Source organism: Nonomuraea sp. NPDC050310 (genome assembly GCF_040655795.1).
GTDB lineage: Bacteria > Actinomycetota > Actinomycetes > Streptosporangiales > Streptosporangiaceae > Nonomuraea.
The window spans coordinates 95,659-111,042 of sequence record NZ_JBFAKP010000003.1 but is presented as its reverse complement, the minus strand read 5'-3'; the positions used below and the strand labels follow the sequence as shown (position 1 = coordinate 111,042).

At 74.3% G+C, this 15,384-nt stretch carries 8 protein-coding genes; 4 read left to right on the top strand and 4 right to left on the bottom strand.

Annotated features, from left to right (window positions below):
- Nucleotides 1-41 precede the first annotated feature (41 nt).
- From AB0I67_RS10175 to AB0I67_RS10165, 3 genes are read left to right on the top strand one after another with little or no spacing between them, the layout of a single operon-like run.
- Nucleotides 42-1,163, top strand: coding sequence for an exonuclease SbcCD subunit D C-terminal domain-containing protein (locus tag AB0I67_RS10175; protein ID WP_357920666.1), 1,122 nt, complete (start codon nt 42-44; stop codon nt 1,161-1,163).
- A complete protein-coding gene (locus tag AB0I67_RS10170; protein WP_357920663.1) occupies nt 1,164-5,312 on the top strand; it encodes an AAA family ATPase in 4,149 nt (1,382 codons plus the stop codon).
- 57 nt (nt 5,313-5,369) lie between these two features.
- Complete coding sequence (locus AB0I67_RS10165; protein WP_357920660.1) at nt 5,370-6,596, top strand: MFS transporter; 1,227 nt, start codon at nt 5,370-5,372, stop codon at nt 6,594-6,596.
- A gap of 16 nt (nt 6,597-6,612) precedes the next feature.
- On the opposite strand, the gene AB0I67_RS10160 is transcribed toward AB0I67_RS10165, so the two are convergent.
- A complete protein-coding gene (locus AB0I67_RS10160; protein WP_357920658.1) occupies nt 6,613-7,836 on the bottom strand; it encodes a hypothetical protein in 1,224 nt (407 codons plus the stop codon).
- Nucleotides 7,837-7,893: 57 nt separating this feature from the next.
- On the opposite strand from AB0I67_RS10160, the gene AB0I67_RS10155 reads away from it, so the two are divergent.
- Nucleotides 7,894-9,090 (top strand): citrate/2-methylcitrate synthase, encoded by a 1,197-nt coding sequence (locus tag AB0I67_RS10155; RefSeq protein ID WP_357920656.1) that lies wholly within the window; start codon nt 7,894-7,896, stop codon nt 9,088-9,090.
- Between the two features lie 8 nt (nt 9,091-9,098).
- On the opposite strand, the gene AB0I67_RS10150 is transcribed toward AB0I67_RS10155, so the two are convergent.
- From AB0I67_RS10150 to AB0I67_RS10140, 3 genes are read right to left on the bottom strand one after another with little or no spacing between them, the layout of a single operon-like run.
- Nucleotides 9,099-10,391, bottom strand: a complete 1,293-nt coding sequence (locus AB0I67_RS10150) for a threonine/serine exporter family protein (RefSeq protein WP_357920653.1) — start codon at nt 10,389-10,391, stop codon at nt 9,099-9,101.
- A 42-nt stretch (nt 10,392-10,433) separates the two neighbouring features.
- Entirely contained in the window at nt 10,434-13,640 is a 3,207-nt protein-coding gene (locus tag AB0I67_RS10145) for a chromosome partitioning protein ParA (protein WP_357920650.1), read from the bottom strand.
- Nucleotides 13,637-15,364, bottom strand: coding sequence for a hypothetical protein (locus AB0I67_RS10140; protein ID WP_357920648.1), 1,728 nt, complete (start codon nt 15,362-15,364; stop codon nt 13,637-13,639). The genes AB0I67_RS10145 and AB0I67_RS10140 overlap by 4 nt, the downstream gene beginning before the upstream one ends.
- Between the last annotated feature and the right edge of the window lie 20 nt (nt 15,365-15,384).

Here is a 15,384-nt window from a genome sequence, read left to right as displayed (position 1 = left end):
GGGACGTCATTTGTCGGTGAGACCTGTTAGCTTCCTGGGACATGCGCGTCCTGCACACCTCCGACTGGCACCTCGGTCGCTCCTTCCACCGGGAAAGCCTGATCGAGGCGCAGGCGGCCTTCGTCGACCACCTGGTCGAGGTGGTCCGGGCGGAGCGGGTGGACGTGGTGGCAGTCTCCGGCGACGTCTACGACCGCGCGCTGCCCCCGGTCGACGCGGTCGCGTTGTGCAACGAGGCCCTCGCGCGGCTGGTCGCGGCCCGGGTGCGGGTCGTCATGATCAGCGGCAACCACGACTCCGCGCGGCGGCTCGGCTTCGGCGCCTCGCTCATCGACGCCGCCGGCGTGCACCTGCGCACCGACCCCGAGCTGGCCTGGGAGCCGGTGGTGATCGACGGGGTCGCCTTCTACGGCATCCCCTACCTGGAGCCCGAGCTGGTGCGCGGACCCTGGGAGCTCGACTCCCGCACCCACGGCGCGGCTCTGGGTCACGCCATGGACCGGATCCGGGCCGATCTCGCCCGGCGGGGCGGCCCGTCGGTCGTGCTGGCGCACGCCTTCGTCACCGGGGGAGAGGCCAGCGACAGCGAACGCGACATCAGCGTGGGCGGGGTGGCGCACGTGCCCGTGTCGGCCTTCGACGGGGTCACGTACGTGGCGCTGGGGCACCTGCACGGGCGGCAGCAGATGTCGGACACCGTGCGTTATTCCGGGTCACCTCTGGCGTATTCCTTCTCCGAGGCCGGGCACGTGAAAGGCTCCTGGCTCGTGGAGCTCTCCGACTCGGTGCAGCGGGCCGACTTCGTGCCCGCCCCCGTGCCCCGGCCCGTCGGCCGGTTGCGCGGGCTGCTCGACGACCTGCTCGACCGGCCCGACCTGGCGCGTTACGAGGATCACTGGCTGCAGATCGTGCTCACCGACCCCGTCCGGCCCAAGGCGGCGATGGACCGGCTGCGCGTCCGCTTCCCGCACACGCTCGCCCTCTCCTTCGACCCCGAGGGCGGCGCCGCCGCCGTGCCCGCCCCGCGGCTGGCCGGCCGGCCCGAGGCCGAGGTCGCCCTCGACTTCGTCCGCGAGGTGCGCGGCGAGGCCGCTTCGGGCGACGAGGAGGAGCTGCTGCGCGCGGCCATCGAGGCTTCCCGGCTCAAGGAGGCGCTGGCCTAGATGCGGCCCCACCTGCTCACCCTGACCGCCTTCGGCTCCTTCCCCGGCAGCGAGAGCGTCGACTTCGACGCGCTCACCGAAGCCGGCCTCTTCCTCGTCCACGGTCCCACCGGCGCGGGCAAGACGACCGTCCTCGACGGGCTCTGCTACGCCCTCTACGGCCAGGTCCCCGGCCAGCGCAACAGCGCCCGCTCCCTGCGCTGCGACCACGCCCCGCCCGGCGCCGGCCCCTCCGTCCGCCTGGAGGTCACCATCCGCGGGCGCCGCCTGCGTGTCGAACGTTCCCCCGCCTGGCAACGCCCCAAGCTCCGCGGCACCGGCTTCACCGAGGAGAAGGCCAAGGTCATCCTCTCCGAGCACACGGGGGGCGCCTGGACCGGCCTCACCACCCGCGCCGACGAGGCCGGCGACCTCATCGGCGGGCTGCTCGGGATGAACGCCGACCAGTTCTGCCAGGTCGCCATGCTCCCGCAGGGCGACTTCGCCCGCTTCCTGCGCGCTGACGGGGAGGACCGGCGCCGGCTGCTGGAGCGGCTGTTCACCGTCAAGGTCTTCACCCAGGCGGAGGCCTGGCTGGCCGAGGAACGCCGCACCCTGGGCCGGGCCCAGCAGGAGCTGCGCCAGCAGGTGGACTTCGCCGTCCAGCGCATCGACGAGGCCGCCGGCGAAGCCCTCCTCCGCTCCCTCACCACCGCCGCTTCCGACTCCCTCAGCCCCGTCCCGCCTCCCACCCTCCCCCCTGCCCCGCCCCACACCTCCGCCCCGTTCCACCCCACCGCCGCCCCTCCTTCCGGCCCGGTCCCCGCGGAAGGCCCGGCCCCTGCAGACGGCGCGGCTGGTTCGGATGGCTTGCCGGGTCCAGGTCCGGTGGGTGTAGCAGGTCCGGCGGGTGAAGCGGGGCTGGTCGGTGCAGCCGGAACCGGTCCCGGTGCCGAGGAACTGGCCCGTTCCGGAGCACTGCGGGTGGCGGCGGCTGCGGTCGCCGCTCAACTCGCCGACCGCTCCGCCGCTGCCACCCGAACCCTGCGTACGGCACGCGCCGCCCTCGACCAGGCCACCGCCCTGGCCGACCGGCAGCGCCGCCACGCCGACGCCCTGACCCTCCGCCGCACCCTGGACGAACGGGCCGACGAGCGGGCCGACCTGGCCGCCATCCTCGACGAGGCCGCACGGGCCGACCGCGTCATGCCCCTGCTCACCGCCGCCCGCCACCGCGCCGAGGCTCTGGCCAAGACCCGAACCCTCGCCACCGACGCCCTCACCCGCGCCCACCCCCTCCTCACCTCCGCCAGAGACGCTGTCGCCCCTGCCCACCCCCAGCTCACCTCCGAGCCCCCTCGCACTCCGCTGACCTCCCCCGCCGAGGGCGGCCGCTCCCCACTCACTTCCACCTCCGAGCCTGCCCGCTCCCCGCTCACCTCCGGCTCCGAGCCCACCCGCCCTCAAAGCGACGGAGCAAGCGAGATCGCCCGGCTGGCCGAGCTGGAGCGGGGCCGGAGGAGCGAGATCGCGCGGCTGTCGGAGTTGCTCACCGAGGAGGCCCGGCTGTCGGTGGTGCGGCGGGATCTGGCTAACGTCGAGGCCGAGCTGATCGCCCTGGCCCAGGCCGACGAGGCCACCGCCGCCCGCCTGGCCGCCCTCCCCGCCCAGCTCGCCACCGCCGAACAGGCGCTGGCCGCCGCCAGGCTCGACGCCGCCCGCATCCCGGCCGCAGAAGCGGCGGTGGCGGCGGCGCGCGACCTGATCGGTGTCGAACGCGAGCTGGCCACCCTGGACGACGAGCTCGAAACCCTGACCCAGCGCGAGGCCGAGGTCGCCGCACTGGAGGCCGACCTGCCGGCCCGGCACGGGGAGCTGAGCGCCCGCCTGGCCGAGATCCGGGCCGAGGCGGCAGCCGTACCCGCCGCCCGTGCCACGGCCGCCGCCGCAAGCGCGGCCCTCGACGCGGCCCACCGCCGGGACCAGTTGGCGGCGGACCTGCAGGCGGCCACCGCCACGCTGCAGGCACTCGTCGACCACGCCCAGGCCTCCCGCGAACGCTGGCTGGACATCCGGCAGGCCCGGCTGGAGGGCATGGCCGCCGAACTGGCCCGCGACCTGGCCGAGGGCGCCCCGTGCGCGGTCTGCGGGTCGGCCGACCACCCCAGTCCGGCGGCCCCCGCGCCCAGTGCTCCGTCCGCCGAGGACGAGCGCGCGGCGGAGGCGGCCCACGAGTCCGCCCTTGCTGAGCGGGAGGCGGCCGAGTTGCTGGTCGCCACCCTGGAATCCCGCCTCACCGACGCCACTGAGGCGGCCGGCGGTCTCGACCTGCCCGCTGCGGCCGCTGCCTTGGACGCGGCGCAGGAGGAGCTGGCCCGGCTCGAATCGGTGGCCGAACTGGAGCCGGGGCTGCAGTCGGAGCTCGACCGGGTCGAGGCTGCCCGGGAACGGGTGCGGGAGCAGGCGCGCGAGGTGGGCGAAGCCCTCGCCGCCCACCGCACCCACCGCACCCAGCTCCACGCCGAACGCACCCGCCTCCTCGCCCGCACCGCGTCCTCGGCGGTGAGCGAGCACTCCGAGGATTCCCAGGTGGCCCATGCGATGGGCGTGCGCCCCGGGGATCCCCACGCGGCCTCGATGGATGCGGGGGACTCGGCCGCCCAGCGGGTTGACGGGCTGGCCGCGGGCGACTTTCCCTCCCTGCCCCTGGGCGAGGGGCACGCCGGTCCGGACGCGCCGCACGCGGGTGGTTCCGCCGACGACGGGGCTGCCGAGTGGGCGGGGCGCGCTGGGCCCACGTCCCAGAGCGGATCCCATGGCGGGCCCGCGCCCCAAGACGGGCCCGCACCCCTCAACCGGCCCGTGTCCCAGGGAGAACCGTCCGACACCGGCCGCCCAGGAGACCCGCGGGCAGGGCTGCGGATGCTGGCGGCGGCGCAGGCCGAGGTGGCTGGGTTGCGGCGGTCGGCGGCGCGGGAGCAGGGGCTGGCCGCGGAGGTGGAGCGGTTGCGGGCGGAACGGGCGCAGGGCGAGGAGGAGTCCAAGCGCATCGCCGCCCGCCTGGCGGCCGGCCGTACGAGACGGGAAGAACTGGGCACGGACGCCGCCCGGCTGACCTCCCGGCTCGACGAGGCGAGAGGGGCGGACCCGACGCTGACCGCCCGGCTGTCCAGGCTGGCGGACGAGGCCGAGCTGCTCCACGAGGCCCTGGAAGCGACGACGGTGGCCGCGACCGCGGCGGAGGAGTACGGCAAAGCCGTACAAGCCGCCGAAGCCGCAGCCAGGAACGCCGGCTTCCCGAGCACGGAGGACGCCGAGGAAGCGGCCCGCACCCCGGCCGAGCGGGAGGCCAAGGCCGAACGGCTCCGCGAACTGGACGCACAGCACGCCGCGGTGACGCAGGCCCTGGCCGACCCGGAGCTGGTCGCCGCGGCGGCCCGACCGGCGCCGGACCTGGACGCGCTGGCCGAGTCCCTGGCCGAGGCGGAGGCCGAGCACACGGCCCTGGTCTCGGCCCACGACCAGGCGGTGGCCCGCGAACGCCGGCTGGCCCAGTTGCACGAGGAGCTGGCCGCCTGCCTGGCGAGGTGGCGTCCGGCGGCGGAGCGGCACCGGCTGGCCGAGCGGATGGCGGCCCTGGCCAGCGGCACCTCCAGCGACAACCAGTGGAGCATGAGCCTGTCGTCGTTCGTGCTCGGCGAGCGGCTGCGCCAGGTGGTCGACGCCGCCAACGAGCGGCTCGACCACATGTCCGGCGGGCGCTACCAGCTCCAGCACGACCTGCGGAAGACCGCCGGTGCGCGAAGCCGGGCGGGGGGCGGCCTGGGGCTGCGGGTGGCCGACGGCTGGACCGGCGTCGACCGCGACCCGGCGACGTTGTCCGGCGGCGAGAGCTTCATCACCTCGCTGGCGCTCGCGCTCGGCCTGGCCGACGTGGTCGCGGCGGAGTCGGGCGGGGCGGAGATCGGCACGCTGTTCGTGGACGAGGGTTTCGGCACGCTCGACGAGGACACCCTCGACGGCGTGCTCGACATCCTCGACGGCCTGCGCGACGGCGGCCGGGCGGTGGGCATCGTCAGCCACGTGGGCGAGCTGCGCAGCCGGATCCCGGCCCAGCTCAAGGTGGCGAAGACGCGCGCCGGTTCGACGCTTTCGGTGGCGGTGCCGTAGCCGCTCGCGCGATGCTCTGGGTGATGAGATCATCGCCGAGAGTGAGTGAGGGGTCGGTTGAAGCACGGCAGCAAGGTGGCGTTCGCGAGCCTGGCCGGGACCGCGATCGAGTTCTACGACTTCTTCCTGTACGGCACGGCCGCGGCGCTGGTGTTCGACGCCGTCTTCTTCCCCGGTCTCGATCCGCTGGCGGGAACCCTGGCGGCCTTCTCGACCTTCGCGGTGGCCTTCGTCGCGCGGCCGCTCGGCGCGGTGCTGTTCGGGCACTGGGGTGATCGGGTCGGGCGGAAGGCGACCTTGGTCGGGTCGTTGCTGCTGATGGGGTTGTCCACGGTGGCGATCGGCCTGCTGCCGGGGTATGCGTCGATCGGGGTGCTGGCGCCGCTGCTGCTGGTGGTGTTGCGGTTCGCGCAGGGGGTCGGCCTCGGCGGTGAGTGGGGCGGGGCGGCGTTGCTGGCGGTCGAGCACGCGCCAGCGCACCTTCGGGGGCGGTATGCGGTGTTTCCGCAGCTCGGGCCGTCCGTCGGGTTCGTGCTGGCGAACGGCGCGTTCCTGGTCGCGGGGGTGGAGAACTGGCGGTGGTTGTTCCTGGCGAGCATCGTGCTCGTGGTGGTAGGGCTGCACGTGCGGGTCGGGCTGGCCGAGACCCCGGCCTTCCGGGAGGTGCGGCAGGTGCACCGGGTCCCGGCCCGGGCGCTGCTGCGGGAGCAGGGGCGGACGGTGGCGCTCGGCGCCGGGGCGATGGTGATCGCCTACACGTTGTTCTATCTCGCGACGACGTACTGCCTGGCTTACGGGACCAAGGTGCTGGGCGTGCCGCGGCCGGTCATGCTCGGGTGGTCGATCGCGGGCGTGGTCGTCATGGGGGTCACCACGGTGCTCGGCGCGCTGGCGTCCGATCGGATCGGGCGGCGGCGGACCCTGGTGATCGGCACCGTCGCGGCGGCCGGGTGGGGGCCGGCGATGTTCTCCGGGCTCGACCTCGGGGTGGCGATGGTCGGGGCGTTGGCGATCATGGGGGTGGTTTACGGGCCGATGGGGGCGTATCTGCCGGAGTTGTTCCGGCCCGAGCACCGGTACAGCGGGGCGGCGCTGGCGTACAGCCTGGGCGGGGTGCTCGGCGGGGCCGTGCCGCCGATCGTGGCGACGCTCTTGCAGGGGGCTGGGCTCGGAGTAGGTGCGGTGGGCGGGTATGTCGGGGTGTCGGCGCTGCTCAGTCTCGGGTGCCTCCTCGCCCTCCCCGCCCGTCCCCAGCAGCGGGCCCTCCTCTCCCAGGGCGCCTGACCGGACAAGGGCGGGCCTAAGCGGTCTGGCCGGGGAAGAGCAGCGCCAGCTCGCGCGGATACGTCGCGATAAGTCGTAGCTCGTCGTCCGTCAGCGGCTTCCCGGTCATCGCATTGCAGAGCTGGACGAGCTGGAAAGCCAGCTCCTCCTCCACGACCTCCACCTCGAGCCCGTCCATGACATGCCGGAACCCCGCCTTCCCCCCGTACTCCCCGGTCAGCACCACCCGCCCCCGCTGCGCATGCCAATCGGAGGGGAACGGCCCGAGCGTGGCCTCGTCGAACAGCTCGTAGTTGCCGTGGTCCTTCAACGCCCCGTCCGCGTGAATGCCCGATTCGTGAGCGAACGCGTTCGCCCCCACGCCCACCTGGTGGTACGGCAGAGCCTGCCCGAAGGCGTAACTCGCCCAGAGCGCGAACCGCCTGGCCCAGGACAGGTCGAGCGCGTCCCCGATCTCCGCGCCGCCCTCCAGCCCGAACCCGTGCCGGAAGGCCAGGATCGTGGAGAGCAGGTCGGCGTTGCCCGCCCGTTCGCCGATGCCGTTGACGCAGGTGTTGATCCACGCGTCCTGCCCCGCGTCGAGGTCGCCGAGCGCGCCGGAGACCGAGTTCGCCACCGCCATGCCCAGGTCGTTGTGGCAGTGCGTCTCGATCGGCATCGCCGTCGCGGCGGCCAGCTTGGCGAAGCGCTCGCGGATGTGGTCGGGCGTCTCCCCGCCGATGGTGTCGCAGTAGCGCACCCGGTCCGCGCCCGCCTCCTTCGCGGCCAGGGCGAACTCCAGCAGGAAGCCGTCGTCGGTGCGGGAGCCGTCCTCGGCGTTGACCCCGACCGTCTCGGCCCCGCCCGAACGCGCGGCGCGGACGGCGGCGGTCATCTCCCTGATGATCGCCGCCCGGTCGAGGCGGCCCTTGAACTTGTTCTGGATCATGTAGTCGGAGGTCGAGATGGACAGGTTGTAGTGCTTCAACCCCAGAGGCAGCGCCTTCTCCACGTCCTGGGCCACCCCCCGGCACCAGCCGGACAGCCGCAGCTCGCCCAGCGCGCCCGCCTCGGCCAACGCCACCTGGGCGCGCACGTAGGGCGCCTCGTGGAAGAGGAAGGGGAAGCCGATCTCCGACTGCGCGACGCCCAGTCTGGCCAGGTAGAAGTTCACCATCGTCTTGCCGAACTTGGACAGGCCGGTGCGGGCGGTCTGGACGCCGTCGCGGTTGGTGACGTCGAGGAAATGGATTCGCGGCATGGATCCACCGTGGCACGGCTTCTCAACGTGGATCAATGTTGATTATAGTCAACTATCATGGAGTTGATCGACGCGGCGGCGGCCGCTGAGCGGCTGGGGATCAAGCAGGCGACGCTGTACGCGTACGTCAGCCGCGGGGTGCTGCGGCGGCGGCACGGGGAGGACGGGCGGCGGAGCCTGTTTGACGCCGCAGAGGTGGAGGAACTGGCCCGGAAGGGGCGTCCGCGGCGTCCGCCGGGCGCGTCCGAGCTGGTGATCGAGTCCAGGATCACTCGGCTCGGGGCGGACCGGCCGTACTACCGGGGCCGGGACGCGATCGAGCTCGCCCGGGAGGAGAGCTTCGAGACCGTCGCCGAATGGCTCTGGGGCGGCCTGCCCCCGCTTCCCGGCGAACCCGGGCAACCGGACGCGTGGGCCAGCGACCCCGACGGGGTCGCCGCAGCTCGCCGCGCCCTGCCCGGCGGCCTGTCGCCGCTGGAGAACCTCCAGGTGATCACCACCGTCCTCGGCGCGACCGACACCCTGCGCTTCCACCTCGACCCCGCCTCGGTCGCCGCCACCGGCGCCCGCCTCATCTCCGGCCTCGTCGACGCCCTCCCGCAAGCAGCCCCCGCCACGCCAGCCGGGGGCACGGTGGCCGAACGCCTGTGGTCCCGGCTCTGCCCGGCCGAACCCGAGCCCGCCCTGCTCAAAGCCCTGGAAACCGCCCTGGTCCTGCTGGCCGACCACGAACTGGCCGCCTCGACGCTGGCCGCCCGGGTGGCCGCATCCGCCAAGGCCGATCCGTACGCGGTGGTGCTCACCGGCCTCGGGGTGCTCAGCGGCCCGTTGCACGGCGGCGCCTCCTACGGCGCTGAACGCCTGCTCAACGAGATCCAGGATCCCGCCCAGGCATCCCGCCTGATCGCCGACCGGTTGCGGCGCGGCGAGCGGATCCCCGGCTACGGCCACACCGTCTACAAGCACGGCGACGCCCGCGGTGAGGCCCTGCTCGCCCTGGTCGAGGCGGCGGCCCCCGGCCATCCGCGCGTCGAGGCGGCGCTTGCCGTACGCAAGGAAACCGTCAGGAGACGCCTGCCCGCGGCGAACATCGACTTCGCGCTCGCCGCCCTCACCACCGTCGCCGGCATGATCCCCGCCGCCGGTGAGGCGATCTTCGCGGTCGCCCGGACCGCCGGCTGGCTCGCCCACGCCATGGAGGAGTACGGCAGGCGCACCCTGCTGCGCCCGCGCGCCGTCTACACCGGGCCCTGACCGGCGGCTCAGTAGCCGCGCGTCCGCCGCGAGGCCGGGCGGATGCGCCGGGCCAGGTCACGGCCGCGGAAGGCACGCAGCACCTCGCCGCCGAGGATGACCCCGGCGCCCAGGCTCAACGCGATGGACATGGCCTCGATCAGGTGCAACGTCCCGTTGGACAGCTCGCCCAGGCTCAGTTCCAGCATGCCGCGGTAGAGCACCGTCCCCGGCAGCAGCGGCCCGATCGCCGGGATGACGAACACCATCGCGGGCACGTTGACCAGCCGCGCGTACGCCGTGCCGATCAACCCGACCACTGCGGAGGCGATCGAGGTGGCCAGCAGCGCCGGGATCTCGGTCGAGCGGAGCAGCACGAAGACCGTCCAGATCAGCAGCCCGCCGAGCGCCCCGGCCAGCAGGTGCCGGGGCGGCACGAGCAACGCCACCGCGAAGGTGAGGCTGACCCCCAGCGCCCCGATGAGCTGCGGCGCGTTCAGGCTGAGCGGCGCGGTCGGCACGTTCTCCACGCTGATCTGCACGCCGAGCTTCACCGCGACGACCAGCGTGGTGCCGATCCCGGACACGACCGCGGTGACGATGAAGACGATCTCGGTCAGCCGCGCCGTCGCCGTGACGTACTCCCCGGCGATGCCGTCCTGCACGCACGCCACCAGGGGCCGGCCGGGCAGCAGGGCGATGACCGCGCCGACCACCACGGCCGAGGTGGTGACCCGGACGTCCTGCCAGATCAGCAGCACCGCCAGGATCGCGCCGAAGGAGGCGGCCAGGGCCAGGCCGAAGAACTCGGCCACCCCGCGCCGGGACAGCCACGCGCTGGCCAGGTCGCCGAGCACGGTCGCGACGAAGGCCGCCGCCGCGACCGTGACGCCGCCGCCGATGAGCACCGCCGCCGACGCCGCGATGAGCGCGAGCGCGCAGGTCACCACCCAGCCCGGATAGACCGGCACCCGCCGGGTGATCTCCCGCAGCCGCTCGGCGGTCTCGGCCAGGGTGAGCTCCTTGGCGGTGATGTCGCCCACCAGATCGTGCACCGCGATCAGCCGGTCGTAGTCGGGCTGCCGCCGCCGCACCCGCCGCTCGGCCGTGGTCGCCGGGCGGCCGTCCTCCGGCACCTGCGACAGGGTGAGCGCCGACAGGTTGACGTCCACCTCGACGTTGCGCAGGCCGTAGGCGTGCGTGATGAGGCGCATCGCGCCGCCCACCCGCTCGGTCGCCTCGCCGCTGCCCAGCAGCAGCTCGCCGACGCGCAGCGCGAGGGCGATGGCGCGGTGGCCCTCCGCCTCGGATACCTGCACCACCAAGATCTCCCCGGGCGGCGGCGCGGCTAATGTCAGCCTTGGTTAAGACCTCTCCACATACGCGGCCAAAGTCCGCACCCGCTCGGCGTGCTCGTCGTGACCGACGATCACCGGCGGCTCGTTGTACGGCATGGCGTCGCTGGAGCGGCGCAGCTTGATGTACTGGCCGCAGGCGTCGATCGCGTACGGCTCCATGTCGTCCTGGAGCGCGCCGATCACAGTGATCCCGTACGTCTCGCCGATCCGGCGGAACAGCGCGACCGCCTCCCGCCGGTGCTCCTTGCCGAGGTTGCGGCCCAGCTCGTCAAGCACCAGGCACAGGTGGCCGCCGCCGGAGGAGGCGATCGCCGCCGCGCAGACCAGCTTGACCGCCTTCTCGTCCATCAACGCGGTATTCGCGCGCCGGTTGTACGGCACGTAGCCCTGACCCTCGCCCCGCTTCCACTTCGGCGTCACCCGCCACTGCCAGCGCTGCTCCGGATCGGCCGGGGCGGGCGGCACCGGGAACTCCAGCGTCGCGCCGTAACCGCCGTAAGAGGTGTCGAGCTTCTCGAACTCCTCCGCCACGCGCACCAGCCTCGCCTTGATCGCCGCGGTGAGCGCCGCGCGGTGCACCGCGGTGGACTGCGCCGCCTCCTCGGCCCCCTTGGTCGCCGCCGCCAGGTCACGCTGCCGGCCGCTGACCTGGGACTCGATCTGGCGGCGCTGGTGCTTCTCGTACTCCTCCTGGCCGCGCAGGTAGGAGGCGAGCGAGCCGCAGACCGCCGCGAAGGTGGCCTGCTCGCGGCTGGAGCGGCCGGCCCGCTCGGCCATCAGGAAGCGCAGCTCCTCCGGGACGTCCTCCTCCTCCACGAAGGTGTCGCGGAAGGCCTGGTCGAAGTGGCGTTCGGCGATCCGCCACCACTCGTCGGAGCTGCGCGGGCGCTCCTCCTCGGGCAACGCGGCGATCCACTCGCGGGCGCCCTCGACCGAACCGCCCCAGTCCTGCACCAGCTCGGCCAGCTTGAGCGCCTCGCGTTCCCGGCTCACCTGGGCGGCCTGGTCGTGCGCCTGGCGCTTGTCGGCCTCGTGCCGCTGGCGGCGGCCGTCGAGGCGTTCGATCTCCATGTCGCGGGTCCGGGCGCGGAAGTCGAGCGTGCTCGCCTCCTGCTCGGCCGTCGCCACCTGGGGGGCCAGCTCGGTCAGGGCCTCGGTCAGCTCCGTCAGCCTGGCCCGGCGCTCGGCCAGCCGTCGCTCGATGTCGGCGAGCTGGACCCCGGCGTTGGCGCCCTCCAGACGGCGCTGGGCTTCGGCGACCGCCTCCTCCGCCTGCCGTACGGCCAGCGCCGCCTGTTCCTGGGCGTCCTTGGCGCGGTTGAGCCGGAGCTCGGCGGCCTTGATGCGGGCCTCTCGGCCGGTCGCCACCCCGCCGAACGCGCCGACCACGCTCACCCCGGCCGCACTCACCAGCACCGAACCCGGCAGATCGGCCAGGGCCTTGGCGGCCTGCTCCAGATCGGCGGCGTCCACGATCACCGCATGCTCGGTCGGCCAGCCCCGCAGCCCCTTGAGATCCAGCCCCCCACCGAGCGACGAGCCCCCACCCAGGGCCGCGCTCCCACCCGGGGCCGCACCTCCAGCCGGGGCCGCGCCGCCACTCAGGGCCGCACCTGCACCCGGGGCAGCCCCTCCACCCTGCCCCCCGCTTCCACCCACGTTCACGCCTCCACCCAGGGTCGCGGCGTTGGGGGCGGTGCCGGTGGACTCGTCGCGGGCGTGTTCGGCGACGTCGAGGGCGTCGAGCAGGCCGGTGGCCGGGAGACCGGCGGCGGTCAGGGCGCTGAGCTGGGCCGCGGCCGGACCGCCTTCGGCGTCGTCGAGAGCGGCCTGCGCCGAGGCGACCTCACGGTCGGCGACCCCCAGCCCCTTGAGCGACTCGTTCAGCCGCCGCCGCGCCTCACCCAGCTCCCGCTCGGCAGCCGGGACGTCACGGCCGTCCGACAGCCGCCGGGTCTCCTCCAGCCCCGGGATCCAGCCCCGCAACTCGTCCGCGGAGTTCTCCGCCACCGCCCGATCGGACTCCAGCTTGGCCGCCCGAGCCTGCAACGCCGCCAGCTCCCGCCGGGCGTCGACCAGCCGCCGGTCGAAGCTGTCGTCCTTGAGCGTGGCGATCTCCGCCTTGACCAGCGCGATCGCCTCGGCCGCCGACTCCTGGGCGGCCTCGTGCCGGGCCAGGTCGGCGGCGAGCTGCTCGTCCCGGTCGGCCGCGTCCGCCAGCCGCCGCGTCTGCCGTCCACGCCAGCAGCGCAACGCCTCGGCCAGCCGTACCCGAGCCTGGTCACGCCGGTCGAAGGTGGCCACCAGCGCCCGCGACTCGGCCTCGAACTCCGCCAGCCGGTCGGCCGCCTCGGCGGCCCGCACCCGCTTGGCGTGCTCGTCGCGCCGGGCCTCGCGCTCCAGCTCCAGCTCCGCGTCGAGGCCGGTGAGCGCCGCGATGGCCTCGAAGACCCGCTCGGGGGAGATCTCGTTGAGCGGCTGCGACAGCAGGTTCGTCGCCACCTTGCTCCGCACCGAGGTGGACAGGAACGACACGCAGCGCACGCGGTCGCCGTACAGCACCTTGGTCAGGTCGCGCGCGACCACGTCGCGGCGGCCCGCCGACTTCGGCAGCGACGCCCACAGCTCGTCGGCGCGCAGCACCCGCTCGGCCTCCGAGGCCGCCGACGCCAGGTGCACGCCGTCCTTCCAGCGGATCTCCAGGTGGGGCGCCTCCTGGTTGACCTTGAGCCAGACCGTCACCGTGTCGGACTGCGGCTGCTCGAACAGCGCGTCCTCGTCCTCGGCCGCCTGCTCCTCCCGCGTCCGCTCGGGCAGCGGCTGGGCGTGGCCGAAGACGCCGACGATGTAGCCGTGGTCGGCGCTCGCCCACTGCCGCGCCCCCGCGCCGCTGGCCAGCTCGGCGTTGAACAGCAGCTCGGAGACGGCCTTCGCGCCCGAGGCGAAGCGCCACTGCTCGTCGCCCAGCAACGCGGTGATCGCGGCGATGAAGGAGGACTTGCCCGCGCCGTTGGAGTCCTTCGGGCCCGCTCCCGCCACGACGATCAGCGTGCCGGGCACCGTCGGCACCGGATGGGTGGACAACCGGGAGATGTTGACCGCCTGCACCGCGATCAGCACCCGGTCACCGACGACGTTCTCCCCCTGCGACACGCTGCTCCCTCTGGTCGTGATGATCTTTGTGGCGGTTCCGGTGCCGGGCGTGGTGGTCACTCGGCCGTCCTTCGTGCTCGTACGGCTGCCGCCAGCGGCGTCTGCGGGCCGGCAGCCAGGATGAGCTCCTCCTGCAGCCGGCGGCGGGCGGCCGGGGTCAGCCGGTGGAACTGCGGACCCGGCACGTAGCCGCCCGCCTCCTCGCCCGCCTTCACCTGGGCTACCAGGCCCGCGTGGCGGAGCGTGCGCAGGGCGGACTCCAGCTCGCCGATCGGGACCTGGGTGTGGCGGCGCAGCTCCTCCACCGGGGTGGGGTGCGGGGACAACCACGTGTCCTCCGGCAGCACGCCCTCCGCGCGGGGGATGGCCACCGAGTGGATCAGCACCAGGGTCAGTACGGCCCGCTCGGCCTCGCCCAGCGTGGTGCCCGCCCGGCCGGCGGCCTCGTCGTCGTAGCCGGTGATCCAGCGTTCGCGGTGCTGGATCAGGACCCGGCCGCGGCGGGCCAGCATCTCGGTCAGGGCCCGGCGCAGGGCCGGGTCCCGCAGGGCGGCGAACCTGGCCTCGGGGACGGGTTCGGCGGCGTGCTCGACGGCCATGAACGCGGCCACCAGCTCGGCCCGGTGCCGCTCGTCGTAACTCTCCAGGAGGTCGTCGAACCCCGCCGACTCCCCACCCTCCACCCGCCCGGCGAGGACCTCCAGCCCGCCGTCCCCGGTGATGGGGGCGGGGATGGCCGAGGTGGGGCCGTCAGAGGGGGCGGGCTCGGCGGGAACCGGGTCGGCGGGGACGGGGTCGGCGGGAACCGAGCCGCTGCTGGGAGTGGGCCCACCGGCCGCGCTCGGGTCCCCAGGGAGGACGGGTTCGGCCGCCGAGGCGGAGCTACGGGCTGAGCCGGGCTCGGCGGGTGGCGCGGAGCTGTCGGAGAGGGCTGGCTGGGTGGCCGAGCTGGAGTCGGCGGGGACCGAGTCAACGGGGACCGCGCCGGTCCTGGGAATGGGCTCACCGGCCGCGCCGGGCTCCCCGGGGAGGACGGGGTCGGCCGCCGAGGTGGAGCTACGGGCTGAGCCGGGCTCGGTGGGTGGGCCGGGATCGCCGACGGGGACCGGGTCGCCGACGGGGTCCGGGTCTCCGAGGGGGTCCGGGTCTCCGACGGGGACCGGGTCGCCGGGAGGGGCCGGCTCGGTGGCCGAGGCGCGGGCGGAAGGAGCGGGCTGGGTGGCGGGGAGGGGCGAAGGCGGCGTCGGGGAGGAGGACGGGGAGGTGGGTGAAGTGGTGAGAGTGGAAGTGGGGGTGGGGTCTGGGGTCGGGGTGATGGGGAGGGTGGTGCGGGGTGGGTCGGGGAGACGACGGACGAGGTCCTTGAGCTGGGCGAAGGACTCGACGGGCCAGGTGGCGCAGCGCGGGCCCAACCGGACGAGGCCGTCGGTGAAGACGATCCACGCCGAGTCGTGCAGCCGCCGCAAGGCCCCCACGGCCCAGTTGCGCATGAGGTCGTCGGTACGCCCGATGAGGGCCCGGTAAGTGTCTAGGACGAGCTCGGCCGGGGCGGCGACACCGGGCCAGGGGTCGCCGGACAGGTCGGCCCAGCAACACTTCAGGCAGGCCGCCAGCACCCGCCGAGTCTCCCCGGCCCGCTCGACCGGCAGCGGCGGGATCTGGAACTCCTCCAGCATCGACGGCGTGGCCCCGTCGGGCCACACACTCAACGCCACCCCCGTCGTGTCGGCATACGACAGCCGCAGCGTCCCGGCCGGAGCGGGAGCCCCGGCGGCGAGCCGCAACGGGCCGGCGGAACGGATGG

What these genes read in the sequence shown, in the direction of transcription:
- AB0I67_RS10175 (WP_357920666.1), top strand. Translation starts at nt 42, where the DNA reads ATGCGCGTCCTGCACACCTCCGACTGGCACCTCGGTCGCTCCTTCCAC.
- AB0I67_RS10170 (WP_357920663.1), top strand. Translation starts at nt 1,164, where the DNA reads ATGCGGCCCCACCTGCTCACCCTGACCGCCTTCGGCTCCTTCCCCGGC.
- AB0I67_RS10160 (WP_357920658.1), bottom strand. Translation starts at nt 7,836, where the DNA reads ATGCCGCGAATCCATTTCCTCGACGTCACCAACCGCGACGGCGTCCAG.
- AB0I67_RS10155 (WP_357920656.1), top strand. Translation starts at nt 7,894, where the DNA reads ATGGAGTTGATCGACGCGGCGGCGGCCGCTGAGCGGCTGGGGATCAAG.